This window comes from Bradyrhizobium sp. LeoB3, from assembly GCF_055456055.1.
Genome location: NZ_JBVBEF010000112.1, coordinates 1 through 25059, shown reverse-complemented (window position 1 = coordinate 25059; position 25059 = coordinate 1). Strand labels below are relative to the sequence as shown.

The 25059-nt window shown below is 60.4% G+C and carries 24 protein-coding genes and 9 pseudogenes; 4 read left to right on the top strand and 29 right to left on the bottom strand.

The annotated features are described in order from the left end of the window. Positions 1 to 261: 261 nt before the first annotated feature. From ACZXDY_RS38985 to ACZXDY_RS38975, 3 genes are all read right to left on the bottom strand, one after another. Positions 262 to 498: a hypothetical protein gene (locus ACZXDY_RS38985; protein WP_464349148.1), complete on the bottom strand. Its 237-nt coding sequence runs from the start codon at positions 496 to 498 to the stop codon at positions 262 to 264. A gap of 129 nt (positions 499 to 627) precedes the next feature. After that, complete coding sequence (locus ACZXDY_RS38980; protein ID WP_455998904.1) at positions 628 to 1068, bottom strand: hypothetical protein; 441 nt, start codon at positions 1066 to 1068, stop codon at positions 628 to 630. A 505-nt stretch (positions 1069 to 1573) separates the two neighbouring features. Beyond that, positions 1574 to 1738 (bottom strand): hypothetical protein, encoded by a 165-nt coding sequence (locus ACZXDY_RS38975; protein ID WP_155255682.1) that lies wholly within the window; start codon positions 1736 to 1738, stop codon positions 1574 to 1576. A 404-nt stretch (positions 1739 to 2142) separates the two neighbouring features. On the opposite strand from ACZXDY_RS38975, the pseudogene ACZXDY_RS38970 reads away from it, so the two are divergent. Together ACZXDY_RS38970 and ACZXDY_RS38965 are read left to right on the top strand one after the other, a co-directional pair. Beyond that, positions 2143 to 2810, top strand: a pseudogene (locus tag ACZXDY_RS38970) (OmpW/AlkL family protein). A gap of 184 nt (positions 2811 to 2994) precedes the next feature. Continuing rightward, positions 2995 to 3258: a hypothetical protein gene (locus tag ACZXDY_RS38965; protein WP_035693183.1), complete on the top strand. Its 264-nt coding sequence runs from the start codon at positions 2995 to 2997 to the stop codon at positions 3256 to 3258. Positions 3259 to 3377: 119 nt separating this feature from the next. On the opposite strand, the gene ACZXDY_RS38960 is transcribed toward ACZXDY_RS38965, so the two are convergent. The 23 genes and pseudogenes from ACZXDY_RS38960 to ACZXDY_RS38850 all read right to left on the bottom strand — a co-directional run bounded on the left by ACZXDY_RS38960 (position 3378) and on the right by ACZXDY_RS38850 (position 20908). Beyond that, positions 3378 to 3725 (bottom strand): (2Fe-2S) ferredoxin domain-containing protein, encoded by a 348-nt coding sequence (locus ACZXDY_RS38960; protein ID WP_028169327.1) that lies wholly within the window; start codon positions 3723 to 3725, stop codon positions 3378 to 3380. Positions 3726 to 3785: 60 nt separating this feature from the next. Continuing rightward, a pseudogene (locus ACZXDY_RS38955) lies at positions 3786 to 4009 on the bottom strand (BolA/IbaG family iron-sulfur metabolism protein); the annotation flags it as partial. Between the two features lie 1449 nt (positions 4010 to 5458). Continuing rightward, a pseudogene (locus tag ACZXDY_RS38950) lies at positions 5459 to 6516 on the bottom strand (IS630 family transposase). Between the two features lie 73 nt (positions 6517 to 6589). Beyond that, a complete protein-coding gene (locus ACZXDY_RS38945) occupies positions 6590 to 7435 on the bottom strand; it encodes a carotenoid biosynthesis protein (RefSeq protein ID WP_165435655.1) in 846 nt (281 codons plus the stop codon). Positions 7436 to 7691: 256 nt separating this feature from the next. Continuing rightward, entirely contained in the window at positions 7692 to 8453 is a 762-nt protein-coding gene (istB, locus tag ACZXDY_RS38940) for an IS21-like element helper ATPase IstB (RefSeq protein ID WP_464349147.1), read from the bottom strand. A gap of 16 nt (positions 8454 to 8469) precedes the next feature. Next, positions 8470 to 10015: pseudogene (gene istA, locus ACZXDY_RS38935) on the bottom strand (IS21 family transposase). Positions 10016 to 10136: 121 nt separating this feature from the next. Next, positions 10137 to 10726, bottom strand: a pseudogene (locus tag ACZXDY_RS38930) (IS630 family transposase); the annotation flags it as partial. Between the two features lie 387 nt (positions 10727 to 11113). Next, positions 11114 to 11563: a Rieske (2Fe-2S) protein gene (locus ACZXDY_RS38925; protein ID WP_028169005.1), complete on the bottom strand. Its 450-nt coding sequence runs from the start codon at positions 11561 to 11563 to the stop codon at positions 11114 to 11116. Positions 11564 to 11692: 129 nt separating this feature from the next. After that, complete coding sequence (locus ACZXDY_RS38920) at positions 11693 to 11905, bottom strand: hypothetical protein (RefSeq protein WP_455998701.1); 213 nt, start codon at positions 11903 to 11905, stop codon at positions 11693 to 11695. A 40-nt stretch (positions 11906 to 11945) separates the two neighbouring features. Continuing rightward, on the bottom strand, positions 11946 to 13133 hold the full coding sequence (locus ACZXDY_RS38915; protein WP_051397321.1) for a DegT/DnrJ/EryC1/StrS family aminotransferase: 1188 nt from the start codon (positions 13131 to 13133) through the stop codon (positions 11946 to 11948). Positions 13134 to 13144: 11 nt separating this feature from the next. Next, the gene (locus ACZXDY_RS38910) at positions 13145 to 13414 is read right to left on the bottom strand and encodes a DUF6129 family protein (RefSeq protein ID WP_028169008.1); all 270 of its coding nucleotides are present in this window, start codon (positions 13412 to 13414) and stop codon (positions 13145 to 13147) included. 34 nt (positions 13415 to 13448) lie between these two features. Beyond that, a pseudogene (locus tag ACZXDY_RS38905) lies at positions 13449 to 13806 on the bottom strand (DUF3024 domain-containing protein). Positions 13807 to 13820: 14 nt separating this feature from the next. Further along, positions 13821 to 14060 (bottom strand): nitrogen fixation protein NifZ, encoded by a 240-nt coding sequence (locus ACZXDY_RS38900; protein WP_028169009.1) that lies wholly within the window; start codon positions 14058 to 14060, stop codon positions 13821 to 13823. Beyond that, positions 14057 to 14377: a nitrogen fixation protein NifZ gene (locus tag ACZXDY_RS38895; RefSeq protein WP_028169010.1), complete on the bottom strand. Its 321-nt coding sequence runs from the start codon at positions 14375 to 14377 to the stop codon at positions 14057 to 14059. The genes ACZXDY_RS38900 and ACZXDY_RS38895 overlap by 4 nt, the downstream gene beginning before the upstream one ends. Next, positions 14374 to 15061 (bottom strand): annotated as a pseudogene (locus ACZXDY_RS38890) (4Fe4S-binding leucine-rich repeat protein). Before ACZXDY_RS38890 ends, ACZXDY_RS38895 begins: the two are co-directional and overlap by 4 nt. After that, positions 15051 to 15587 (bottom strand): hypothetical protein, encoded by a 537-nt coding sequence (locus tag ACZXDY_RS38885; protein WP_463718828.1) that lies wholly within the window; start codon positions 15585 to 15587, stop codon positions 15051 to 15053. Before ACZXDY_RS38885 ends, ACZXDY_RS38890 begins: the two are co-directional and overlap by 11 nt. Before the next feature lie 340 nt (positions 15588 to 15927). Next, the gene (locus ACZXDY_RS38880; protein WP_028169012.1) at positions 15928 to 16152 is read right to left on the bottom strand and encodes a YfhL family 4Fe-4S dicluster ferredoxin; all 225 of its coding nucleotides are present in this window, start codon (positions 16150 to 16152) and stop codon (positions 15928 to 15930) included. Between the two features lie 12 nt (positions 16153 to 16164). After that, complete coding sequence (nifB, locus tag ACZXDY_RS38875) at positions 16165 to 17721, bottom strand: nitrogenase cofactor biosynthesis protein NifB (protein WP_463718827.1); 1557 nt, start codon at positions 17719 to 17721, stop codon at positions 16165 to 16167. Between the two features lie 279 nt (positions 17722 to 18000). Beyond that, positions 18001 to 18860, bottom strand: a pseudogene (locus tag ACZXDY_RS38870) (SIR2 family NAD-dependent protein deacylase); the annotation flags it as partial. Further along, entirely contained in the window at positions 18857 to 19078 is a 222-nt protein-coding gene (nifT, locus tag ACZXDY_RS38865; protein WP_028169014.1) for a putative nitrogen fixation protein NifT, read from the bottom strand. The pseudogene ACZXDY_RS38870 and the gene nifT, both read right to left, overlap by 4 nt. 4 nt (positions 19079 to 19082) lie before the next feature. Further along, complete coding sequence (nifS, locus tag ACZXDY_RS38860) at positions 19083 to 20267, bottom strand: cysteine desulfurase NifS (RefSeq protein WP_028169015.1); 1185 nt, start codon at positions 20265 to 20267, stop codon at positions 19083 to 19085. Positions 20268 to 20277: 10 nt separating this feature from the next. Next, positions 20278 to 20568, bottom strand: a complete 291-nt coding sequence (locus ACZXDY_RS38855) for a NifU family protein (RefSeq protein WP_028169016.1) — start codon at positions 20566 to 20568, stop codon at positions 20278 to 20280. Positions 20569 to 20584: 16 nt separating this feature from the next. Then, on the bottom strand, positions 20585 to 20908 hold the full coding sequence (locus ACZXDY_RS38850) for a HesB/IscA family protein (protein ID WP_028169017.1): 324 nt from the start codon (positions 20906 to 20908) through the stop codon (positions 20585 to 20587). 278 nt (positions 20909 to 21186) lie between these two features. On the opposite strand from ACZXDY_RS38850, the gene ACZXDY_RS38845 reads away from it, so the two are divergent. Next, positions 21187 to 21777, top strand: coding sequence for a hypothetical protein (locus tag ACZXDY_RS38845; protein WP_028169018.1), 591 nt, complete (start codon positions 21187 to 21189; stop codon positions 21775 to 21777). A 15-nt stretch (positions 21778 to 21792) separates the two neighbouring features. On the opposite strand, the gene ACZXDY_RS38840 is transcribed toward ACZXDY_RS38845, so the two are convergent. Continuing rightward, entirely contained in the window at positions 21793 to 22200 is a 408-nt protein-coding gene (locus ACZXDY_RS38840; RefSeq protein WP_028169019.1) for a Rieske (2Fe-2S) protein, read from the bottom strand. 679 nt (positions 22201 to 22879) lie between these two features. Beyond that, complete coding sequence (locus tag ACZXDY_RS38835) at positions 22880 to 23356, bottom strand: Wadjet anti-phage system protein JetD domain-containing protein (protein WP_464349146.1); 477 nt, start codon at positions 23354 to 23356, stop codon at positions 22880 to 22882. Positions 23357 to 23491: 135 nt separating this feature from the next. Here ACZXDY_RS38835 and ACZXDY_RS38830 point away from each other — a divergent pair, with 135 nt between their 5' ends. Continuing rightward, a complete protein-coding gene (locus tag ACZXDY_RS38830; protein ID WP_464349145.1) occupies positions 23492 to 24121 on the top strand; it encodes an FMN-binding negative transcriptional regulator in 630 nt (209 codons plus the stop codon). Positions 24122 to 24331: 210 nt separating this feature from the next. Here ACZXDY_RS38830 and ACZXDY_RS38825 read toward each other — a convergent pair. Continuing rightward, positions 24332 to 25059 (bottom strand): annotated as a pseudogene (locus ACZXDY_RS38825) (IS630 family transposase); the annotation flags it as partial.

The window sequence follows — 25059 nt, the reverse complement described above, 5'->3', positions numbered from 1 at the left end:
CCCGCTGATCAACGCCGACGGCGCAAGATGCGCGGGATTCGATCATGAGCCCGTGCTGTCGCTGCTTGGGCGGAGCATGCAGGACGATCTCGAGCGATGCTCGAGCGAGGCAGCCGGAGGGTACTGCCGGAGCGGGTGAGCTACGCTACTCGCTAGTTTAACGAGAGGCGAAGAAAGCGGAGTTTCCCCGCTCCCCTTTCTTCGGGCGCGCGCAGCAGGCTCGCTGAAGACGATCGGGGCTCTACACGCGCGTCTATAATTTTAATTAGGTTGATGAAAAAGCCCCAAGGTGCAGCCCGCCAATGCGGTCATCGCGGCGGAGCCGGCACATTCGCCGATGCTGAATTGCGCGTGAAAGCCGGACATCAGTGGACGCTTCGCTGCACGTTCCAGTTCGACCGCATCGACATTCGTAGTGACATCGATCAAGCCGAGCGAGGCGCCGAAGGGCTGTTTCATGTCGCCCCACAACAAATTGGCGGGGCGGCCGGACGCCATGGAGGACGTGCCGAGTCCGTCCCTACAGCACCGCCCCGCCTGCGACCGGTGATGGTGCCCCGAATGAAGCAAGCGATGTGCCGATTTTGAAAGTTGGCTACAGTCGCTTCGTACTGGGTGTGTGTAGCGTCATGTGGTGGATATTGGTCTCAAAGCCGACAAAACGACCCGCTCTAGTTCAGTGCGCCCGAAAGCTCCGCCAAGCGGTGTCACTATCAGCCGGTGTGTGATCACGTCGGAGTTGTCGACCACCATGTCGAGCAGCGTGTCCTCGACCATGCGGCAATCCACGCCCTTGATCCGGACGCGGCGAGCATCGCCGTGCCGGAATACAACCCAATCGCCGGCCTTGACATCCTGGCCGTGGAAATAGGTGCCGGTCTGCGGCTCATGCTTGAAGGCGGTCTTGCCCTTCTTGAGCACCAGGCCGACGGTGTCCTGCCAGACTGATTCCTTGATCGCGCCGGTCGACAGGATGAGCCCGCCATCGATCTTCTCCGGCTCGATGTAGATGCTGACCCCTTTGTTGTTCAGCAGCTCGATGGTGCACAGATCGCCAACGAGCTTCATCAGCTCGGCCCTTCTCTTCCTCCGAATTGGAACGGCGTTCCAATGTCGAAACACGTACCATCCCTCTCCTCCTGGTCTTTCAGGATGTCTTCCAGCGTCTAAGCGAGCAGGTGCGCAGCGGCGGCGGGCGCCTTTACCCCACATTGCGCTGATACTGGCGCCCATCTGTGAGCTTGCCGGACGTGATGGCGTCGATCGCCTTCTTATTTAGCTCATCAAGCTTAGCCTTCGGCGTTCGGCTAGATTGGTATCGATGATGACGCTCATTTACGGCCCGCCCACTCGTTTCCGAGCCAATTACAGGAGCGCCATGCGAGTCAGCGGCCATCTGACAAAGAAATGGCCGCCTGCGTTGCCACAAGCGGCCGAAGTCTAGGGAGGAAACGCCCAAGGAGGGCAGGACGCAGCCTAGAACGACCGCCATCAGCAGCTCAATTGAACGTAGGTAATCGTCGGGTATCCAAAGGGTAGGACGGAACGATACGAAGGTTTATGTCGAGATCGGCTAGGCAACGCCAAACTCGCCGCTCGCGCCCGGCTCGGCCACCATATGCCGCACCAGGATCATTTCCAATCCGACTTCCGAACAAGGGGCGACGCGGAATTGATTAGTCAATTGCCGGCCGGCACCCTTCAGATAGAGGAGGAAGCCGGGCAACTTGGCGAACATTGCTGCCTCAATGAATCCCCGCGTATGCGCGGGCATGTCGGCGCAACTTCGAGGCCCCTCGATCGCGCGTTACCGCTGTAGCTGGATTGCATTAGAGCGTGATCCGCAAACGTGGAAACCGCTTTTCCGAGAAGATCATGCTCAAACAAAAAATATAGAGCGGAATGACGATTCGAAGAAAAGTCAGTCATCACGCCTTACGGTCGTGATCCTTTCGCAACATGGCGACTTAATCGTGTCTCGACCGCCCGATTTTGATTCGCATCAAATCCTTCGCGATGCCGCGTGTGTGACAGAGACGTCGCGCGACTCCCCGCGCTGACTTGGGAATCGAAGAATTTGATGAGAACAAGAACAATTCTGACGACAGCCTCGCTGGTCGTGAGGCATTCGGTGGGGCCACCATGTCGCTGCAAGCTGCCGATCTCGCATCGGCGGCGATCTACACCAAAGCGCCGCCGGTCGAACCATTCAATCCCTGGATGATCCGCCTGCGCGTGCTCGGCGTTTTGCCGGATGCTCGAGGTAGCTCGGTTAACGTCTTCGGCGTTCCGGGCCTGTCGTCACCGAATTCGGGGCTCTCGATCAGCGATCAAGTGGTCGCGGAGCTCGACATCACCTATTTCTTCACCCCGAACATGCCGCCGAACTCATTCTCGGCGCGACCAAGCATCACATCAACGGCACCGGGACGCTCAACGGGCTCGACATCGGCAAATCCTGGCTGTTGCCGCCGACGTTGACGCTGCAATATCACTTCACCGATTTCGGCGCGTTCAAGCCGTATATCGGTGCCGGCATCAACTACACCGTATTCTTCAACCAGTCGGCGGGCAACACGCCGGTCGCTGGCCTCGCGGTCACCGACCTGCAGATCAGCAACCAAGTTGGCGCCGCGGTCCAATTCGGCTTCGACTACATGCTCGACCGTCACTGGGGCTTCAACGTTGACGTGAAGAAGTTGTGGCTGCGGCCGGATTATTCGGCGACCGTAAACAAGGTGATTCCGGTCACCGGGCGCGCCAATATCGACTCATGGCTGGTCGGCGGCGGCATCACCTACAAGTTCTGACCCAAGAGCACGATCGGGGAAAAGTGGAAACCGGGTTGCGCAAACAAAAAGATCGAGCGAGCTGACGGTTCGAAGAAGCGTCATCTCTCTCAGCGCCGGGAGCCGGGCCCGGCGCCGCATTCGCTTTAGCTTTGCGCTATTGGCGGAGCCAACATGAGGTGACGGACCAGATCGAAGGGTAAGAGTGATTGATCAAGCCATTTTCCATCTCGGCGAGCGTCGCGCAAAGCGCCACAAGGACATCAACGTCAGGGATTCAAACGGCTCGCCGCTGGAGGTGGCAGGGCATGGTGATCAGGGACTTGAAATCCAAAGGCTCGTCCACGGTGATCAAGCGCGCACCCTGATCAGGAACATCCATCTTACCGAGGATCCCGACGAAAGCGAAGGCCGCACCTATAAGGTCAAGGGCCCGGTTGGGCACGGAGTTCTTGATGAAGGACCGTGAGGTCACCACCACTCATCACCCTGGCGAAAGAGGGTAACCCAGGATTCCAGAGAGGCCAGTCGTCAGATGGAAGCCGAGACTAACTTGATAGCCCGCGCAAGCTGCCTTTAACCGAGCCCTCAGCTCCGCTTCAACACCATCACCAGGCGGTCGACACGTTTACCTTCCTTGAGATGGGACTCGACGATTTCGTCGATGTCGTCAGGCGTGGTTGGACGGTACCAGACGCCATCGGGATAGACCACCATCAAGGGACCGGCCTTGCAAAAGCCGAGGCAGCCCGCCGCCGTGAAGCCGATATCGGTGAGCCCTTGCACTTCGATCGCCTTGCTCGTCCTGTCCCACAGGGCTTGCGCACCAGCTGCACCGCAGCTGCCGTGCGGATGAGTAGGCGGACGCTGGACGTGGCAGGCAAAGACATGATGCCTGTAGAGTTGAGGAAGCTCGAATTCCGTTTCTGAGTTCATGAGCCCGCCACGCATTCGATTGGGTTCATCTGAAGGGGGACAAGGTCCGAGTGCACCGCTCGGGACCGCGGTCGTCAGCGCGAGCGCGTGAAGCTCGTCACCCATTATCCCGTTGAGCGCCGCATACACAATCTGATGCTGCTTCGGCTCTTGACTGTGAAGGCGCGCGAAACGACGCGGGCGCCATAATGATCGCCGTCGCCGGCTAGATCAGTCATGGACACCTCCGCGTCCGAAAAGCCTTTCCTGATCAGGGCTTCGATGTCTGGTCCCCTCATCGCGATCTGCCTTGCTCCCGCTTGGCTTGCTCCACCATCTTGCTTCTCCATGCAAGCTTCGAACCAAGATGCACGCCGCGCGCTTCTGCGCCGATCCTTCTCGGTCTGCCGACGTACAACTGCCACTCATCGTCACGTTTGCTACAGCAACGGTCTCTTTTGTTGCGGACGTGACAAACATCGAGCAGACGCGTGCGCCTCCAGCTTTTCCGCAGCTAGCCCCCAAAATAGCCGAAGAATCCCGATCCTTCCGCATGGCCCGGCTCTTGCAATGTCATCTCGCGGAAGGATGTAGCGCGTCACGACCGTCGTCTTCTCGGAGGAGCCCATGAATTTTCGCCAAGCTGCCTGATGAGCTCGACGCCTCGCTACAGCAGGGCATGACCGCTTACCGGCACCATTCGGCGCGAACCGACCGCATCTTTCGGTGAGCGCTGAACGCTCTGACGAGAGCGCGCGATCGCCGAGCGCGGCTTGCGCAAGGGCGCAAGCCAAGCCGGCTGGGACCACGACGGCGCCCATGGCAAACCACAATCGGGGATGCCAGTGGCGTCGGCGCTTCACGCTCTCCGCCTTGAAGGCGCTTGCCTTCAATCAGTTGATTCCTGGGGCAAAGACCTCGATTACAAAGCTAGGGTCAATGGATATGTCGCTTGAATTGATGCGCGTGACTGGGGTTTGTACTTCGCAGGATTGTTCCCCCTCTCCCTGCATGCACGGCCAGCCTACTCTAAAGCGAGTCTCCCAGAACTCCTGATACAGGATCGTCATTTCACTGCCTAACGGTCCTGTCACGTCTGGGTCTGCGATCCCCCCTGCCAGCCCAGACGGAGCCCTCGGCGGTTGTAGCCGCCGAGGGCTTTCTTTGTCTCGAGCGCGTTTTGGATGTCACTAACACCTGTTCGCCTCGGCTCCCCCCACAAATGGGGCCTCATTGGAAGCGAAGCCGGCACGCGGATTCACCCGACCAAAAATGGTGCTGGCGTCGACGTTCGCCGCCTTGCCGCCTCACTCGGTGGACAGCGTGAAGCCGCGCCGCTCGCGTTCGTCCGCACGCGATTTTATGGATCTAGCAATGTGGGGAGGCTGCCCCCCGATTCTGAAAGCACGCGGGCGTGCCCTATCGCAGGCTAGGGCGGACGGAAGCAAAAGGAATGCGGGACGACGTCAGCCCCACCTATTCTCTACAGTCGGGCCGACGGCTTTCATCATACGGCTTGCCTGTCTGGTTGCGTGTCCAGTTAGCGAGCGTGGACAACGCGAAATCGAGTTCGGCGCGCGCAGTTTCGTTGGCGACCGTCTCCCGCGATGCAGCGCACATGCAGGCCAGCCGGGCGTCCAACCCTCCGCGCCGACGAGAAAACCGAGATGGAGCTGCCGCGGCCGCTGGAATCGCCCTTCTCGGGCGTATAGAGTTTTGGTTGGCCAGTCCATTCGGCGAGCTAGTACCCGGAATCAGAGCTGAGTGATACGGCGGCCTTTGAACCGGCGTTGACGGACCTTTTTCTTGGTCCAGACGAAGGGCTCGGCTTTGTCGTTGTAAGCGTTGACGTAGGCATCGATGTGGTCCTGAAGCTGCTTGAGGCTTGTGAAGGAAGTGCCGCTGAGCGACTGCCCCTGCAAGATCGAAAACCATACCTCGACCTGACTGAGCCAGGACGCACTTGTCGGCGTGAAATGAAATTCCACGTTGGGGTGGGCATTGAGCCAACGCTCGTTCTTCTTGTGGGTGTTGAGGTTGTCGAGGATGACGTGAAGCTTCCGGTTTGGAAAAGCCGCGGTGACGCTGTTCATGAAATCGAGAAACTCGACGCGGCGACGTCGTTTTGAGTGCGTTGCGATGATCTTTCCGGTGGCGACTTCGAGCGCCGCAAACAGCGTTGTGGTGCCATGCCGCTTGTAATCGTGGCTCTGACCAGTCAAGGCGCGGCCATTGGGCAACTTCAGATAACCCTGCGCTCGCTCCAAGGCCTGGATCGAGGGCTTCTCGTCCACGCACAGCACAATGGCCTTCGCCGGCGGGGCGACATAGAGGCCGACAACATCGGCGGCTTTGGCCGTAAAGTTCGGGTCGTTGCTCTCACACCAGGACTTGCGAGCCGCGAGGTCGATCTTGTGGCTGCGCAGGAACCGCCAGACATATTGGACGTCAACATCGCCCAGCGCCTCGGCCAGCAGGGGCCCGGTCCAGCGTGCGAACCCTTCCGGCGACGGCTTGTCCAGCAGCTTCAAAATCCGCTTGTCGGTGGCCTTCGTATAGATTGGCTGCTTGCCCGGTCGCGCCTTGTCTTGCAGCCCTTCAAGGCCTTGGTCGGCATAACGATGCCGCCAAAGGCTGACAATCCGCGGCTGGACCCCAACTTCCTTGGCGATCGATCGGGTGCTGCGCCCATCCGCCGCCAACAGAACGATCCGCGCCCGCTTCAAATCGCGCTGCAAGGGGAGCGACAGCACGCCTCAAGCACCTTGCGATCTTTCCGCGAAAGGTGGACTTCTCTTGCTTCGGGTATCATCCATATCTTGAATCACGACTCACGATCCAAGAAAAGTGGGTACTAGTCCGTGTTGCGACGACATGCCCCGCTTTCAATCGCCAGATATTGATGCGATTGGCTCGCCTTTGCAATTCGCCTGGCGCAAGAGGCGCAGCCCTGCGAGCAATGCGGTGAAGACCATCGTCAGCAGCAGGATCGCGACCGTGGATTCACGGATATCGTGGACCTGCCAGCCATAGCCTCTGTCGTCGACGGCTTCGCCTCTCTCTCCCATGATCCAGGGCACGATGTGCGTAACGCCGGCGCCGACATAGAAAAGGATGCCGATCACCGCTAGCCTGTGACTAATCCTCAAGTGCTGCCGTCGGCCGTCGCAGCGCAGGTGGAGGGCGAAGGCCTGGCAGATCAGCCAGGAGGTGAGAAGCCAGCCGAGATAGTTGGAGAGTGGAACACCGAACATTCCACCGCCGCCGTGCCATATCCAAGCCTTGGCTATCGTCGCGTTAGGGGCATCCGTCACAAGATTCCACTGGGTCATCACGAAAGCGGCTACGATGGGCAGGGCGACCAAATTGAAAGGTCGATCGAGCTGACGATCGGCGTGATCCAAAAGAACCGACGCGACCACCCATGAAAAATAGCCCACAACGAACCATACCGGTCCCACGATGATCGGGATGAGGCCGATCTGCGGCAAGTCCGCGCCGACCACGAAATGAAAGGTCCCAAATGGAAACGCTGTGGCAGCGCTCAGGTTTTCCATCGCAAACGCAATTGCGTTACAAGTAACGAACAGAACCAAGGCGCTCCGCGCACCATAGGCGAAGGTGGCGTGGATCAGGGCGCAGGCAATGAAAAGTGCCGCAAGCGCTTGAGCAACCGGGGTTGGATTCCAGGAAAACCAAATTGCGGCCGCAAGAATGCCGGCGATGGCCAACCAAAGCGCGGCCTCCTGCGGCACGCGGAGTCGGCCTCGGCCGGCATTGTCTGGGGTCATTGCATGCAATCCTTCAGTTGAGCAACCGGCAGCAAGGCTTACTTAACGTAGTTGCACCGGGTAGGCAGCGCAAGTACGAGCAGCGGCGCGGGGAGAGGTGCATATTTCACTGATAGTGAGCAGCGATCTCGCGCGATCATGAGCGCCGAATTCAGACGATCGTGAGCGGCCCGCTCCGGCCAAGGCGTTGATAGAGTCAGCGTTCTGGCTGCTCGTCAAGGGTGATGGTTTTGGCGTTGCGTTTTCGCATGCTTTCGCCGGCCAGCTGGAGGCGGTGAGCGTTATGGACGAGGCGATCCAGAATGGCGTCGGCGAGCGTGGGATCTCCGATAACTTCGTGCCATGAGTCCACGGGAAGTTGGCTGGTTACGATGGTCGATGCGCGGCCATGGCGGTCCTCGAGGATTTCCAGTAGATCGCGCCGCTCGGCGACGGTGAGCACCGCCAATCCCCAATCGTCCAAAATCAGAAGCTGGACGCGGCCAAGGGTTTTGAGCAAGCGGGCATAACGTCCATCTCCCCGCGCGAGCGCCAACGCTTCGAACAATCTTGGGACGCGATGGTAGAGAACCGAGCGATTGTCGCGGCAGGCCTTGTGACCGAGAGCACAGGCTAACCAGCTTTTGCCCAATCCGGTCGCCCCGGTTAGAAGAAAATTCTCGTGGCGATCGATCCAGTCGCCGCTGACGAGCTTGGCGAAGACGGCCCGGTCGATACCCCGCGGCGTGCGCAAATCGACGTCCTCCACGCAGGCATTCTGGCGAAGCGCGGCCAGCTTGAGGCACGTGGTGAGCCGCCTGGTGTCACGTTCTGCGGCTTCCCGGTCGACCAGCAGGCCGATGCGATCTTCGAACGGCAAGGCTTCGAGATCAGGTGATCGTCGCTGCTCCTCAAAGGCCTTGGCCAAGCCGCTCAAGCCGAGCTCGATCAGGCGTTCGTGGGTGGAATGGTTGAGCATACAGGTCTCCTTGGCTTCAGTGGAAATAATCCCAGCCGCGGATGTTGCCGTGGCGCAGGGGTTGGTGTTCGGAGGGTTCGTCGAGAAAGGTGCGATCCAGGCCGTTCTGGAGGATGGAGCGGATCGAGGCGACGGATCGTGCCTTGATCAGAATGCCGCGCCGGCAGGCCGCGTCGACGCGCTCGGCGCTGTAACTTTTGGTCAGCGACAGAATGCCGAGGCAGGTGCGAAAGCCTTGCTCGGGATGCGGCCGGGCCGCGATCACGGCTTGGAAGAAGGCGGCGGTCGACGGACCGATCCGCTCGCCGGCGGCGATCACTCCGGCGGGCGTCCATTGGCCGTAGCGCCGATGGGCGCTGGGCATATGGTCGGCGATGGTGGTGTGGCCCCGCCGGTTAGGGGCGCGGGCGTGGCTGGCGATCCTGCGGCCGTTGTGGAAGATCTCGACCGTCCTGTCGTCGATGCGCGCATCGACGAGCTCACGGATGAGCCGATACGGCGCGGAATACCAGTGTCCATCGATCTCGATATGATAGTCGGGGTCGACCCGGCATCGCTTCCAGCGTGCGAAAGCGTAAGCCTGGTCCGGCAGCTTTGTGAGCTTGGGCTGGTCGAGCTCGGCGAACAGTTCGGCGCGGCTGGCGCCAAAGTCGCGCATCTGCCGGGCATTGAGTTCGACGGCGAGTATTTTGATGGCTGCGTTCAGCTCCGCTAACGAAAAAAAGCGTTGGTTGCGCAGCCGCGCCAGAATCCATCGCTGGGCGACTTGCACCGCAACTTCGACCTTTGCCTTGTCTTTTTGGGCGCCGCGGCCGGGCTGCGAGAATGGCCGTGCCGTAATGGCTCGCCATCTCGGCATAGGTTCGGTTGAGGCCGGGATCGTGGCGGTCGGGATTGGTGACGGCGGCCTTGAGATTGTCGCAGACCACGAATGTCGGCGCGCGCCGAGGGAGGCGAAAAGGTTGATGTGGAGGCGGATCCAGTCGGCGAGCCCCTCGCTTGGGCAGGCCTCGGCGTAGGTATAGTTGGAGGAGGCGCCCATCGCCGCGACCGAACAGCTTCATCGACTGCACTTCCCCGTTTGAGGGATCGATGACGTCGATGGTGTCGCCGGCGAAATCCACGAAAACCTTCTCGCCGCCCAGATGGGTCTGCCGCATCGAAGGCCGGGCACGCCCCTTCCAGGCCTCGTAGGTCGTGCAGAACCATGTGTAGCCGAATCCATCAGGATGGGTGGCGCGATACTCGTCCCACAGCAGCCGACGGGTCACATTGCGCCGGCGCAATTCCTTGTCGACATAGCCCCAGTCGGGAGCGGACCGCTGGAGGCTCTGCGACGCCGGCTTCGGCGCAGGGAAAAGCAGCAGCTCCAGGTCCTCGTCGGTCATTCCGGCCGGCAACGGCCAGTTCAGCCCGGCAGCTCCGGCTCGGCGCAGATAGCTGTGCACGGCACCGTTGCTGATGCCCAGGGTGCGCGCGATGGCTCGCTCCGGCAAGCCTTGAACATGTTTTAAGCGGAGAACCTCTTTGATCCGGCGCATCGACAATCTCTGGGTGGGCATCGGCCTTCCTCGTTCACTGACGAGGCAGTTCCTAAGCCGGCTGAGTTATCGGCCGAAGCGGACTGAGCCACTGAAAAGCTGCTCACGATCCCGCGAAATCCCTGCTCACGATCCTCTGAAAGGCGCGGCCATTGGGCAACTTCAGATAACCCTGCGTTCGCTCCAAGGCCTGGATCGAGGGCTTCTCGTCCACGCACAGCACAATGGGCTTCGCCGGCGGGGCGACATAGAGGCCGACAACATCGGCGGCTTTGGCCGTAAAGTTCGGGTCGTTGCTCTCACACCAGGACTTGCGAGCCGCGAGGTCGATCTTGTGGCTGCGCAGGAACCGCCAGACATATTGGACGTCAACATCGCCCAGCGCCTCGGCCAGCAGGGGCCCGGTCCAGCGTGCGAACCCTTCCGGCGACGGCTTGTCCAGCAGCTTCAAAATCCGCTTGTCGGTGGCCTTCGTATAGATTGGCTGCTTGCCCGGTCGCGCCTTGTCTTGCAGCCCTTCAAGGCCTTGGTCGGCATAACGATGCCGCCAAAGGCTGACAATCCGCGGCTGGACCCCAACTTCCTTGGCGATCGATCGGGTGCTGCGCCCATCCGCCGCCAACAGAACGATCCGCGCCCGCTTCAAATCGCGCTGCAAGGGGAGCGACAGCACGCCTCAAGCACCTTGCGATCTTTCCGCGAAAGGTGGACTTCTCTTGCTTCGGGTATCATCCATATCTTGAAGCACGACTCACGATCCAAGAAAAGTGGGTACTAGCACTTGAACACCTCCTTGGGCCGCCGAGATCATTCGGATGCGGGCGCGAATGATCTCCGTTTCAGGGTAATGCGTCCATGCGCGATAAGAGCTGGCGACCGGGCGTTTGATCCTCGCAAAGCCACCAACGCACGCGAACATCGAATGGATGCGCGTCTCGCTGTTCGAGCATCGCCGTACCATTCATGCTGGGCTACAGGATAACCCGCCGGCCTGCCCGGCCCTTGATCCTAACAAATCCGAACGCAGCGATACGCGACAGACTTGCGCCGATGTTCATGCGAATGACGGCGCTTTCCCTTAAAAGACTCCTTAAGTCCACGTTCATGAGATCAAGCCTGTTAATCTGGATGGATCATGATGTCCATGGTTTCGTCGCCATCCTCGAACGGACCGGGAAAGCCGTTGTCCTCCACCAGCTTCACGGCACACAGGCAGACGTCGCCGCCGATCACGGCGAGCGCAACCGGCTCAAGGGCTCTTCCGTTACAAGGGCCATCGATGCAAAACCCGCTGTCGATCTCGAAGATCGCTCCGTGCCGGCCGCACCCGAGAAAGGCGCGGTCGGGCGAGAAAAATTCGCCCGCACGGATGTTGAGCCAGACGCCGTCATGTGGGCAGCGGTTGACATAGCCGTGATAATCATTGCCAACGGTCCGAACCACAACAATCGGAAACGGCCGACTCTCACCGCTCTCGTCGATCCGTGACAGGCTAAAGCCCCTCGCGCTGCCCCGCTCGATTGCATCGGCGGGGCAGACGGCGAACACCTCAATCTCTTGGCTGCCCATGTCGCGCTGCTCCCTTGCTCATGCGCCGTGTTTTCCTGCGCGAAAGACATCGACGGCGGTACCGGTCAACCGAAGGACGCCAATTCCACCGACCAGCTCCTTGTAGGCATCGACGGCCCGCTGAGAACATCAAATTGCATTGAGCTTCTCATTGTCTTCCCGCACCACCCTCAAGAGTTCCTCGTGGCTTTGCCGGACGAACAGGCCGGAGCATCCGCGTGTGGTCTGCCCCTGCATTTGTCCGGAAGTGGCGATCTCCGGGTTCTGCAGCACCGCCAAAAGTGACGTGGCGTGAATGACGTCGATTATCTTGTCCAACGGTGAGACTGTGCATGTCGACATTCAAGCCTGCCTTGCGCCTCGCATTGATAATTCCTCGTTGCTAATAAATTGCTGCGCCAGCGCCGATGTTGATGGATGCGTCCTTCATCGTCTCCACGATGAACTCGATCTGCTCGTCGGTGAGGTGGCTGTGAAACGGCAGTGCCAGGGCGCGATCGGCGATCTTTTCCGCAACCCGGAAATCGCCATGACGATAGCCAAGTTCGAAATAATGCCGCTGCAGATGCAAGGGATAGCAATAAGCGGCGGCCTCGACCTGCTCGATGCGGAGGTCATCGACAATGGCGTCGCGGCTGGATCGCGCGAAGCGCGTTCCGAGATGGACGAGATAAAGAAACCAGTTCACCTCGGTCACATCGGGACCGACATAGGGAGGCTTGATACCCTCAAAGGATTGCATATGCGCGTTGTAGAGCTGTTCGACGAGTCGGCGCCGCTCCAGGATCTCCTCGAGGCGCTTCAGCTGCGCAAGGCCCAGCGCGGCTGTGAGATCGCTCATGCCGGCCTGGTGGGGCGCTGCGCTGCTGACGACAACGGAGGAGCGCTCATCCAGCCGATGCGCGCGATGGCGGCGCAAGCCAACGGCCATGTCGATGTCGTCGGTCACCACCATGCCGCCTTCGCCGCAGGTCAGGGCCAGTGGCTGGGCGAAGTCGAACACGGCGATATCGCCAAAGCGGCCGACGAGTTCGAACTTGTATCGCGATCCGATCGCTTCGGTTGAATCCTCCAGGAGCGGCAATTGATGGCGCTGCGCGATCGCGCGCAGCTCCGACCATGGCGCCGGATGGCCATTGGGGTTGCCACCAATGATCGCCCGCGTGTTGGCCGTGACACGCTCTTCGACCTTCGCCGGAGCCAAGGCTCCCGACCAATAGTCGACGTCGGCAAATACGGCCCTCGCGCCCACGAGACTGATAGCATGCACTACCTCGCGAAACGAATAAGGCGAGGCAATCACCTCCTGCCCGGGTCCGATGCCGAGCGCTTTTAGTGCAAGCAGAAGCCCGATGGTGCCGCTGGGGACGGCAACGGCATATTTGCGCCCAAGGTAGGCGGCGAAGGCTTTCTCGAAGGCCTCGGTGATGGGCCCATTGGAGACCCGTGGCGAACACAGCAGCGCTTCCACGGCGGAGAGCTCGGCGGAGGTGATATCGGGATCTGAGAGCGGAATGAAGGGTAAATCGGCGTCGACCGCGTCCGTGCCATCGTCGCGATGCCCTACCAGTCCAACGCCGATCACCGTCCGATCCTCCTTGCCGCCAGCAGGATGCCAATCGCCCGCACCGGATCGGCCGTGATCTCTAGGCAGCGATCGCAGCCATCGATCAGATGCAGATCGAAATTCGGAAGACTCCGGAATGGTCGCTCCGTCACGTCAGAGGCATCACAGCGTGTCGCGGCGAGGTGCGGAAAGCGACGCCGCAACTCGAGAACCGGATCTGCATCAGCCTGCGCCGCCGCGAGCACCCGTTCGATTTCCATCAATTCGTCTGTGCCAAGCGCCATCGCGTCTCCCATATAATTGGACCCTAAATAAGCTTCATAGCCAGAACAGCCGCTCGGGATCTGTGTTCAAATCTTCGATCGCCGAGGTCAGCCGGTGGTAAATGCTATAAAACTCCCAGATTCCGTTTGCGTGGTTCTTGCGAAACAGCTTCCACATGCCGCACACCATGTCGTAGTGGATCAGCGCGGCATCGATAAGGCCGCCATCGGCGTCGATATTGCGAGAGCAGCAGGGACTCTCGATCAGATAGCCCCCTCACCGCCTTCACATGCGGCGAGACATAGCGATAGCGCTTGCGCGCGCTTAAGGCGCGCTCGATCCGCTTGCAATCGAGCTCGTTCGGGTGAGGGATCATCCTGACCGCTGCCTTTCTCATCACCGCGGCATTCATCGCCAAAGGCCCCCTCATAGCACTGTGATTTCTTCTTCAAGACAGCCGACGACCATCCGCTCGCCGAACTCGACGAGATAGATTGGCACGTTGCCTTCCCTATGCCTGCCGACCTGCACGATCTCGCCGATCCCTCCGGCGCCGATCAGGAGTCTATCGGCCGGTGCATTGGGAAACGAGCCGTCATTGATGAGGTCGACCGCTGCCTTGACGCGCTGGCCCCATTGGTATTTCGGCAGTCTCGAGGCGATCATGGGCCGGCCTCTTCAGGCAACGGCAGATCCAAAAGCTCATCGCGCCCCACCTCCGGCTCGAGCTCTTTGCGCTTCATGCCGACGCGGTTGCCGCTTTCGAGAAATTGAACGCCATAGATGTAGAACTGCTGCAGGAAAGTGCCGATTGAGACGACGTAACCCACCTCCCCCTTTTTGACGAGGATCTCGCCGATCTCCTTGCCGGCATATGTCCCGTCATTGCGGATGGTACGGCTGGCCTGCACCTTTTCGCCAAAGCTGAAGAAAGGCGGCCCGGTCAACTCGACCACCTCGCTGTCGCGAACGATGTTGCTCATGTCCCACTCTTCCTCGGTCGTTCGGGCCGGATGGCCACGCGCGCGCGGGCGACTTCCTGCACCATCGAGTCCTCGTCTTTGGTCAATTCCGCTAGCTCGGCCGCCGTGCGATCTCGAGGCGCACGGTGCCATCGGGATCATTGACCATGCCGAGCAGCCACTCATTGGGAACACGGATCGCAACCACGCGGCGCACCTCGGGTTCGTCATCGCTCATGAGACGCCCAAGCAGCGCCCGCGCGATCCGGCTCGCCACCACCAGGCGGACGTAATAGTCCTGGTCCGAGATCATCGGCGCCAGCTCCCATCCAGCAAGGTCGCAACCCGCATCCTAACCTTCCGATGCAGATCGTTGCGCAGCCGCAGCACTAAGCGCTTGGGCAGGCGCCGCGCGGCGTTCCAGCGCACGGTTTCCTCAGCATCGTCGGGCAGCATCGGCAGCAGAAACACGCTGGCGTGGTTGGCTGCGATCGCGCGCACCTCAAAATGTGGATGGGTGATGTAGGCGTCGGCCAGCGCCGGATTCCAGTAGAAGAAGCGGTCGATGCGGCGAGCATAGCGGTCGTTGACGCAGGCGTGCATCAAGCGGCAGCCGCCGCTGGCCCTGAGCCCGATATGAGTGCAGCTGCCGCAGTCGACCTCGTTGCCCAGCCAGTCGCGGGCCTTATCGATGTCAATCGTCATCGTCCTGCCCCATCCGCTGCAGCACGTCCAGGAGCACCCTGGCGCCGATCTTGTCGGTCGGCTCGAGCTGCACGAGCTTGCTGGCGGCCGCGCGGCCTTCATCCAGATTGCCGAGCCGCAGCTGCAGGTACGCGTAGGTTTTTAGCGAAAATAAATAGAAGCGCGACAGGATGTTCTCGTAGCAATCGAAAGCAGCGTCGCCCGCGCTGACCCGCCGCCAATCGTCAGCGAGACCGTTTTCGCGCGCTGCCTTGGAGATACAGAGCTTTGCCACCTCCAACGCCTCGGCCAAGCGACCTTTGTAGAAATAGAAGCGGTAGATTCCGATCAGGACGGCGGCGTGGCCCGGCGCTAGCGCCTGCGCTTCGTGCAGGTGGCTTTCCGCGATCGCATCCACGTGATAGAGGAGCCCGGCCTGCCACAGATGATCCTCGGCTTCGCGCGGCAGGCCTTCGCCGAGCAGCGTGCGCGCAATCAGCGCCCCTTCGCTCCCGGACAGCGGATTGCCGGCCCCAGCGAGGTTCATTGGCAGCTTTCCTGTTCTAATGGGCAGCCTTTGCGGTATCGCTGGAGCAGCACACCTGCTTCTTGGAAGATCGGCCCGCTCTGCGCAGCAGTGTCGGTCAAATCGATCGTGACACCGCCAAGCATTAGCGGCTCCCGAATTGAGGCAATCTTAGCCCGTTCCGCTGGAGGCCTTGCTGACCGGGCCGAGGTGCGGGCGCAACACCTGTCTTGGCGGACAAATCCAAGCAACCACCGCCTGTAACGGCGAGGCGGAAGCTGCGGCCAGCGGTGCGCAGCGCGAAAATCGCGAGTTTTTCAGCGCTGGGCGCCGGCGCAAAGGTCATGGGATCGGCCCCTATTTACGCGCGCGCCTGGTAGCGCGGCAACGAGGTGTCCAAGACGCAGGTGTTATCGACCGGGCACACCGCGACGCATTGCGGCTCGTCAAAATGGCCGACGCACTCGGTGCATTTTTTCGGATCGATGACAAACGTTCCGCCTTTCTCCGAGATTGCGACATTGGGACATTCGGGCTCGCAAGCCGAGCAGCTCGTGCATTGCGAGGCGATGATCTTGAACGGCATTGACCTTCCCCCTTAGGCGGCCGAAATCAGTGCGCCCTGGCGGATCGCCGCCTCGCCCCGCTCGGTATGCTGGATTTCGCCGCTTTGCACCTTCTCCAGATAGGACTTGAACCAGGCGATCGCTGATTTTTCGATGAACTCATGGGCGTATTGGTCGACTGGCTCGATCCCGGCCTTCAACAGATTGCTTTTCGGACAGCCGCCGATCTTGGCCACTAATACCGCATGGCAGTCGTTGATGGCGCTGATGACGGTGGCAAGGCGCTCCTCCTCGCCACAGCCGCCCCGGCAATAGTGATCGACGCGGCGATGGCCGACGAATTTGGCGCCCGTCGTGGAGAGTTCGTACACCTGGAACTCTTTGGCGTGACCGAAATGCTCGTTGATGACGCCCGCGCCCTTCGTCGCCACGGCAACCATGGGCTTGATGTCACTCATTTTGCTGGCAAGCTCGACGAGCTCTTCCTGCTTGCCAGCAAGCTTGGCAACGCGCTCCTGCTCGATCTTGGCTTGATAGGCCTTGCGCATCGGCAAGTCATATTTGACGTCCATGGCCATAACCTTCTCGGTAGTGAACTCCGCGCTGCGGTCCTCGCCGAGCAAGCCGACAGCGTCGGCGCGGCACTGCCGGCAATGCCGCATCAGGTTCATCTCGCCCTCGCAGGCATCCTGCAGTGCCTTTAATTCCTGCGCGGTTGGCCCCCGCTGCCCGTTGAGACCAAACTCCGTGCCGTGCTCGGGCGCGGAGATCAGCGGCATTATGTTGTGCAGGAACGCGCCGCGCGATTTGATCGCCTTGTTGACCTTGACCAGATGCTGATCGTTAATACCCGGGATCATCACCGAATTGATCTTGCATAGGATGCCCCGCTCGGTGAGCATCTCGAGGCCTTTCAGCTGGCGCTCGTTGAGGATCTTTGCGGCTTCTAGGCCGGTGTAGCGCTTGTGGTTGTAGAAAATCCACGGATAGATTTTGGCGCCGATTTCGGGATCGACCATGTTGATAGTGATGGTGACATGATCGATCTTGAAGCGGGCGATCGTGTCGACATGGTCGGGTAGCATCAGGCCGTTGGTCGACAAGCACAGCTTGATGTCGGGAGCAGCCTTGGCCACCAGCTCGAACGTCTTGAACGTCTTTTTCGGATTGGCCAGGGGATCGCCGGGCCCCGCGATGCCGAGCACAGTCATCTGTGGGATTGTGGAGGCGACCGCCAGCACGTTTTTCGCCGCCTGCTCCGGCGTTAGTTTTTCGCTCACCACGCCCGGGCGCGATTCATTAGCGCAATCATATTTACGATTGCAGTAATTGCACTGCATGTTGCAGGCAGGCGCGACCGCAACATGCATGCGCGCGTAATGATGATGCGCTGCTTCGCTGTAGCAGGGGTGATTCTTGACCTTCTCCCAGATCTCGGTCGGCAGATCACCCTGGCCGGCCTGCGAGCCGCAGCTTGCCTTGCCCCCGCCGGACCTCCCGCAGCCCTTGCGCGCGGCGATCTGCATGACCTTGCCAATGTCGACCGCGCTCCCTGCCGAGCTTGCTTCGTCCAGCGCTGATACGTTCATCCTTCCATTCTCCCTGCAGCGGAAACTGAAAAGAAGATTTGCAACTCGCGTGCCATGGCCGGACTTGCGAGCAATTTTGATCTAGGTCAAAAGCTGAGCCGCTTACCGCCCTCTGCCGTGAAAGCGACGGCCTTCTGCACGACATTAGCAATGTTCGAAGTGTGCCAGGCGTCTCGATCCCGACACAGAGATGAACGTACTCATTCCCTGGCGCGAACGAAAGACAACTCGCGTGCGCCGGCACGCGAGCAACATCGACACCCGTATACCGGTCTGTCGGCCGGCGAGCAGGATCTCGACCGCGCGCGGGAGCGGGATCGCAAGCGGCGTCAGGCCCTGTTCGACCAGAAAACGCAGTTCATTCCTGGACAGCACATCTGGCTCCACGATGGCGTAATGAACACCGGCCGAGCGCTTGGTGAGCTGCCGCGCATAAGTTCGCAGCAGCTGATCGTTGAAGCGGCAGCCGATGAAGAGAAAGCTTCGGCCACTGCGCCGCTCTTTCACCACATCGGGGATCGGCGTCTGAATGTCGATCTCGGTCAGGACCTCGACATAGTCGGCGTCAGAGATCAGGAAGTTCCTTGCGGGCAACACGCCGCCGTGCGGCTTATAGAGGACCGTGCTCCAGCTCTGCGCCGCATCATGGTCGACCTCTCCGCCCGCTGCATCATAGAAGCGATACCAGCGGTCCTCGCCGAGGCCGGCGCGGGTGATACCCTGCACCTCACCCCATCCCTCGCGCCTGCCAAGCGCCCCCGCATCGCACCGTCATACCAGGTATCGACGATGACAGGCAGGGGCAGCACGGCAAGATGATGATGCAGCGGCGTCGGCTCGACCGGCGCAGCAAAGGCCAGCGCCATCAATGCCGTCACGGTGGTGCGATGCTTGTTGCTCTCGATGTGCTGCGCAGACGCCCAGATGTTGCCTTTGGCCCGGCGCGGCAGCGCGACCTTGCTGGCGAAGAAAGCAGCCAAGGCGTCCGGCGTCATCGGCGCATCCGGTTTGGACACATCAGCGAGGCCAGGTCCGAGATAGGGAATAATGCTGGCGGTACGCAGCCTCCTCGCTATGTCAGTGAGAATCGCCTCCGCATCGGCCGCATTGACGAAGTCGGTTTGCGCCATCGCCTTCATCGGCCGTCGCCGTCCTCGCCACGCTTCCTGGCATTGATCGTGATCGGCAGCGACGTGTCGCTTGCCATCTCGGGTAGATCGAGCACCCAGCCATTGCCTATTCTGATCCAGCCACCCCACAGCGTCTCGCGCTCCGATTCCACAATTGGCTCCTCGAGATCTTTTTTCGGCACATAAATCGACAGGCCCTCCGGAGAGCGGCGAATCATGACTTTCATAAGATCAACTCGTGCATTGGGGCGAAGCGCTGGTGGGGTTGGGAGGCTCTTGTGACATGGCACGCAGATTAGCCAGGATGCGCGACAGTACGCGGACGACCTGATCGACGTCATCGGCCGTGGTTTCACGCGAGAGGGAAAAGCGTACCGCGCCGCGCAGGCTCCTTGCCGGCACGTTCATCGCGCGCAGCACATGCGACGGCTCCATTGACCCCGAGCTGCAAGCCGATCCGAGCGAAGCGGCAATGCCCGCTCGGTTGAGATGGTGGACGATTGCTTCGCCTTCGAGATCTTCGAAGGCGATGCTGGCCGTGTTCGGCAGGCGGTTGCTGACATCGCCGAGCGGGATGCAGCGGCCGTTGTGCAAAATCGTCTGCTCCAGGCGATCGCGCAACGCAGCAATGCGAACACGCTCCGGCTCGAGCCCCTCCGCCGCAAGCTCTGCAGCTTTTCCAAGACCGACGATGCCGGGGATGTTCTCGGTTCCGCCGCGGCGCCGTCGCTCCTGTGCCCCACCCCAGATCAGCGGCCTGAATTTCGTGCCTTGTCGCAAATAGAGCGCGCCGATTCCCTTGGGGCCGTGCAGCTTGTGTGCGGACAGCGAGAGCATGTCGATAGCACTGTCCTTCAGGTCGATGGGCACCCTGCCTATGGCCTGCACCGCATCGGTGTGAAACAGCGCACCTGCCGCGCGCGCCAAGCCGGCCAGAAACTCCACCGGGAAGATCGTGCCGGTCTCGTTGTTGGCCCACATAACGGACGCAATCGCCGTGCGTGGTCCAAGCGCCCAGCGAAACGCCTCGAGGTCGAGGCGGCCGCGCGAATCCACCGGGATCACATGCGTCTTGATGCCCGTTAACGCCAATTGCTCGACCAGCGTGAGGATGGCGGAATGCTCGACGGAGGTGGTGACGATCTCGTCGCGCCCTTGCTGGGTCGCGAGCGCAGAAAGGATGGCGGTGTTGTTGGACTCGGTCCCGCCGGAAGTAAAGATGATCTCATGATCGTGGGCGGCTCCCAGCAAACTCTGCAGGCTGCGGCGTGCCTTGGCCACCGGGCCTGCGATCTCGCTGCCGAAGGCGTGGGCGGACGAGGCATTACCGAACCGCTCCGTGAAGAACGGCAACATGGCTTGCAAGACACACGGATCTGTCCGCGTGGTCGCATTGTTGTCGAGATAGATCGGCACAGAGCCTCGCTCAATGCTGCGGATTGGCGCCGCCGGCGACCGGGATCAGGCGAACGAATTCGCCGAGCCCTTGGACCAGCCGCGCCTGAATGCTTTCTAGCGTCGCGCTTGAAAGCTTGCAGAACACGCAGGCACCGGTCAGCTTGACCGTGATCTTGCTGCCGTCGATCCCAACGAGCTGACAGTCTCTGCCGTCGCGTTGCAGATTGGGCCGAATCTCCTCGATCACAGCCCGAATGAGTTGTTCACGATCGGTCTCAACGACCGACCGTTGCTTCAGCTGTTCCGGTTCGACCAGCATGCTTTGATTTCTCTTTTCATCTGCTGAAGGATTTGCCGCAGGAGCAGCTCGAGCTAGCGTTTGGGTTGTCGAAGGTGAAGCCCGAGCCCTCCAGCGCCACCACGAAATCGATCGTCGTGCCGGCGAGGTGCTCATGGCTCTTATTGTCGACGAACACCTTGATCCCGTCGCGCTCGATGACGGTGTCGTCGGGCTTTGCCCCGTCGGCGAGGTCCATCTTGTATTTGAATCCGTCGCAGCCGCCGGCCTCGACCATGATGCGCAAGCCGCTCCTCGGCTGGGCCGAAGCCGAGATCGCGCTCTTGACCGCATTCACTGCGCTATCCGTCAGATTGATCATGGCACCTTTTGTTTTCCAGAGTCATTTGCATCGAATTGGCAAGTCGCATGCCAGAGCGCAGGCGCTTGACACTGCTCACATTCTTCAAAATCGGGCTGTTGGCTTTGCGACGCGTGTCTGGTTGCTGACAAAGGTCTTCGAGGGATCGCGGCGGCTTTGCGTGTCTTCTTTATGGATTCCGCCGAGAAAGGGTTACGCCCGCGGCGGCAAATGATTTGCATTGCGTCTCCCACCGCCGGGGTGCCCGGCGGTGGTCTTGGATAGAGGGATGATTTTTGATGACTGCAATCGAGAACACCGCGCTCGGCCGGTTGGAGAAGGAAGGGCGCCTGCTCAATCCCATATTCAAGGGCGGGACCACCAAGCGGGGCCGGTTCGGCTTTCGTGGCGATATCGCACTGAAATTTCAGGCCCAGGTCGCGGACGAGAAGCGGCCGCCCCACTATTCGATCGAGCAGGTACTGACGGTCGTGCAGGTCGGCGAAAACATCATTCCGGTGCTGGCCGGCTATCTGCACTGCTTCGCTTATCTTGCCGATGTCGCAAACGTTCTTGAGAGCGCGCTAAGCCCTGACGGCAGCTACTTCATGTTTTGCAACAACATAGACCTGTTGGCGAAATATCGAATCAAGCTCGCTGGTATCACCTTCAACGTGCTGCCGTGCGATGAATCCACCGTTTGGAAGGAGATGATGGACCTGGTCGGGGTCGACAAGAATGACATCAAGAAGCTCGATGCGCCCGGCAAGCTCGACTACCTGCTCGACGCGGCCAAGGATGTCGATGCGTCCTATGACGAGATCTCTTACGAAGAAGGGCTGAAGAGGATGGAACCCGTGAGAAACCGCAACGAGAACCGGCCGGTCTGAGCGCCGGCTTCAGCTTTAGCCAGAGGAAACCTCCTCCTCGACAAGCCGCACGCCGGTCACGCAGATATCGCCGTCCAGCACCGTCAACGCAACCGGCGTGAGCCGGCTGCCCTTGCATGGGCCGTCGACACAGCGGCCGGTGCTGAGCTCGAAGGTCGAGCCGTGCTTGCCGCACATCAGCCGGATGCCGCGGGGATCGAAAAACTGGTTGCGTTCCCAGTCCAGATTCACGCTGTTGTGCGGGCATTTGTTGAGATAGCCAAACACCCGCTTGCCCCAGCGCACCACGACAATGGGCCACGGCCTGTGGCTGCCGTCTTCGTCGACGATCATGAGGTAGAAGCCCATGGCGCGCTGGCTTGGAATATCGTTGAAGCCGCAGATCGCATAGGCGGTATTCGGCTGCGTCCGCTGCGCGTTCATGACAAGACAACTTTCAATTGATCACCTTGCGATCAGCCTTGCAAAAATCGCGCAAAGTACCGGGGCGCCTCACCTTTTGGCAGTCCCGTGCGCTGCGTCGCAAGCGATACCACAACTAATTGCGACCGGTGCACAATGGATGGATTTGCGCGAGCATGCGCCCTTGAGACAGTTAATCCAGTGAGGCGAGGTCTCGACTCGGCGACACCGCGTCAGCATCACACAACATGAAGAAGTTCACACCGCATATTGTTTTCTGCAGGACTAAATCGTTCAGAGACCCAAAGGATTGAATGACCCCCTTCCCCCCACTGGGAACAAGGACGAGATCGGGATTCAGCAAGCGCACGAGATCTGGCCGGATGGCGGATACTTTTCAGACTGGCTAGTCCCGATGGGGGTCGCATCGGAAGCTTGTCGGCAGATGATAGCTCGCATCGTCGCCGACAACGGTCAGTCAAAGATCGACTGCATCTTTCGCCGGACCAAGACGGCAAGGTCCATCCTTTGTCTCGCGTTTTGCCCGACCGTCGCAGCGCCCCCCGTGACCGGCAACCCTGTAGTCATGCATTTGAAGGTTGGCACTGTCGTTCAAGTCACAACGGAGAATCCGATTTCCTATGCGCTTGGAACCGAGTTGACGGTTCTCAATCGCATGATACCGACGGTTCTCGGCCAGTTAGACTAGTGCTGACCTCTGACCGGTGACTTGGGGCAAGGCCGGGTCGAGCTCTTCCTGCTCGAGGATCTTGGCGCCCTCCCCCGCCAGATAAGCGGCGAGCGCAGCTATGCCGGAATCCGATGGGCATCGCGCTGGTGCGGCCTTTTTCGGCGGAACTTGTCCAGATCGCTTGGCGATTTCGATGCTCATGAGGTGGGGACGGATCGGGCGTCCGATAGCGCGCTCGATCATGCGGAAGATCCAGGTGCCGTCCGGATCGATGTCCGACCAGTGGAAGATCGGCGTGCATTCGGACACCATTCCCGCGATGACCCGTAGCGCCTCTTGCGTCGCGAGCGAAGGATATCCGGTCGCCCCCTCTTCGATCAACGTCATCCGGGCCGCCGGTGCCAGCTGGACAATATCGGGCTCGTCATGGGTTACGCCGCGCTGGAAACCCGCCAGATCGAGCGCGGCTGTCAGCTTCTGGCTCAAGCCGTCGATTAGCTTCGTTCGCGGCGATTGTCATAGCCGCATGCCCCTACAGCTGGACGAGCAAAATCAGCGATAACTGGCAGTTTCGATCGTGCCAAGCTGGGTCTATGTCAGGGCTGAGAACGGAGAACCGACATGTATGTGCCCCCCGCCTTCAAAGATGACGAAGTCGAAAGCATCCGAGCGACCATCCGCTCCGCCGGCCTCGCCAACCTGGTCACGGCCACCGCGGACGGGCCGCTTGCGACACCCTTGCCGCTCTTCCTCGAGGAGACCGAAGGACAGCACGGAGTTCTGTACGGGCACTTGGCGAAGAGCAATCCGCAATGGCGCGCGGCCCCGAACGGCGAGGCTCTGGCGATCTTCATGAGTCCGGAGGCCTACGTGACGCCCTCATGGTACGCCACCAAGCAAGAAACCGGGAAGGTGGTGCCGACATGGAATTACATCGCCGTCCACGCGTACGGGCCGGTCGAGTTCTTCCAGGAGCCCGAACGTCTGCTCGAGGTGGTCACACGGCTGACGAACGTCCATGAGACGTCGCGTACGAACCCATCGGCTGTCAGCGACGCACCCGCTGATTTCATCGCCGCGCAACTGCGCGGTATCGTCGGGGTGCGCATTCCGGTCACCAGGTTCGAGGGCAAGCGCAAGATGAGTCAGCATCGGCCCAAGGCAGACCGCATCGGCGTCGCCGCCGGCCTTGCGGCGAGCGAAAAACCGCAGGATCGGGAAGTGGCTCCCCTCATTCCGATTCAGGCCTAGAGGTCATGACTTTTCTTCGAATCGTGGTCCCGCTCTATGGAGCATGATCGTTTCGGAAAACCGGTGCCCACTTTTCCGGATCATGCTCTAAGGCGAGCGCAAGAGCGCTGGGTGTCGAACTCAATCGGTCGTATAGAACGCTTCCCGAATGGGATTCGAGATCGGGCCGGAGCCAATAATCGCCGTCTGGGTCATTGCTAGTACCCGGAATCAGAGCTGAGTGATACGGCGGCCTTTGAACCGCTTTTGGCGGACTCGTTTCTTCGTCCAGGCGAAGGGCTGTGCTTTTTCATTGTAGGCGCGGATGAAGGCATCGATGTGCTCCTGTAGCTGCGTGACGGCGGTGAATGATGCACCGTTCAACGACTGGCCTTGCAGGATGGAGAACCAGGTCTCGACCTGATTGAGCCAAGATGCCCCGTCGGCGTAAAATGAAACTGCACCAAGGGGTGCTTTTTGAGCCAGCGCTCATTCTTCTTGTGCGTGTTGAGGTTGTCCAGGATGACGTGAAGTTCGCGGTCCGGAAAGCTGGCAACCAGCCGGTTCATGAAGCCGAGGAACTCCATGCGGCGGCGGCGCTTTGAATGCTCCGCGATGACCGTTCCGGTGGCAACCTGGAGCGCGGCGAACAGCGTCGTCGTGCCATGCCGCTTGTAATCATGGCTTTGGCCAGTCAAAGCCCGTCCGTTGGGCAGCTTCAGATAGCTTTGGGCGCGCTCCAGGGCCTGGATCGATGGCTTCTCATCGACGCACAAGACAATGGCCTTTGCAGGCGGATCGACATAAAGACCAACAACATCGGCGGCTTTGGCCGCAAATTCGGGGTCGTTGCTCTCGCACCAGGATTTGCGAACCGAAAGATCAATCTTGTGCTCGCGCAGGAAGCGCCAGACATATTGAACGTCGACGTCGCCCAGCGCCTCCGCCAGCAGGGGGCC

Coding starts and splice junctions, on each gene's coding strand:
- ACZXDY_RS38985 (WP_464349148.1), bottom strand. CDS start 498: ATGGCGTCCGGCCGCCCCGCCAATTTGTTGTGGGGCGACATGAAACAG.
- ACZXDY_RS38980 (WP_455998904.1), bottom strand. CDS start 1,068: ATGAAGCTCGTTGGCGATCTGTGCACCATCGAGCTGCTGAACAACAAA.
- ACZXDY_RS38975 (WP_155255682.1), bottom strand. CDS start 1,738: ATGTTCGCCAAGTTGCCCGGCTTCCTCCTCTATCTGAAGGGTGCCGGC.
- ACZXDY_RS38960 (WP_028169327.1), bottom strand. CDS start 3,725: ATGAACTCAGAAACGGAATTCGAGCTTCCTCAACTCTACAGGCATCAT.
- istB (WP_464349147.1), bottom strand. CDS start 8,453: ATGCTCAACCATTCCACCCACGAACGCCTGATCGAGCTCGGCTTGAGC.
- ACZXDY_RS38925 (WP_028169005.1), bottom strand. CDS start 11,563: ATGGGCAGCCAAGAGATTGAGGTGTTCGCCGTCTGCCCCGCCGATGCA.
- ACZXDY_RS38920 (WP_455998701.1), bottom strand. CDS start 11,905: ATGTCGACATGCACAGTCTCACCGTTGGACAAGATAATCGACGTCATT.
- ACZXDY_RS38910 (WP_028169008.1), bottom strand. CDS start 13,414: ATGGCGCTTGGCACAGACGAATTGATGGAAATCGAACGGGTGCTCGCG.
- ACZXDY_RS38900 (WP_028169009.1), bottom strand. CDS start 14,060: ATGATCGCCTCGAGACTGCCGAAATACCAATGGGGCCAGCGCGTCAAG.
- ACZXDY_RS38895 (WP_028169010.1), bottom strand. CDS start 14,377: ATGAGCAACATCGTTCGCGACAGCGAGGTGGTCGAGTTGACCGGGCCG.
- ACZXDY_RS38885 (WP_463718828.1), bottom strand. CDS start 15,587: ATGAACCTCGCTGGGGCCGGCAATCCGCTGTCCGGGAGCGAAGGGGCG.
- ACZXDY_RS38880 (WP_028169012.1), bottom strand. CDS start 16,152: ATGCCGTTCAAGATCATCGCCTCGCAATGCACGAGCTGCTCGGCTTGC.
- nifB (WP_463718827.1), bottom strand. CDS start 17,721: ATGAACGTATCAGCGCTGGACGAAGCAAGCTCGGCAGGGAGCGCGGTC.
- nifT (WP_028169014.1), bottom strand. CDS start 19,078: ATGAAAGTCATGATTCGCCGCTCTCCGGAGGGCCTGTCGATTTATGTG.
- ACZXDY_RS38855 (WP_028169016.1), bottom strand. CDS start 20,568: ATGCTGGTCGAACCGGAACAGCTGAAGCAACGGTCGGTCGTTGAGACC.
- ACZXDY_RS38850 (WP_028169017.1), bottom strand. CDS start 20,908: ATGATCAATCTGACGGATAGCGCAGTGAATGCGGTCAAGAGCGCGATC.
- ACZXDY_RS38845 (WP_028169018.1), top strand. CDS start 21,187: ATGACTGCAATCGAGAACACCGCGCTCGGCCGGTTGGAGAAGGAAGGG.
- ACZXDY_RS38840 (WP_028169019.1), bottom strand. CDS start 22,200: ATGAACGCGCAGCGGACGCAGCCGAATACCGCCTATGCGATCTGCGGC.
- ACZXDY_RS38830 (WP_464349145.1), top strand. CDS start 23,492: ATGTATGTGCCCCCCGCCTTCAAAGATGACGAAGTCGAAAGCATCCGA.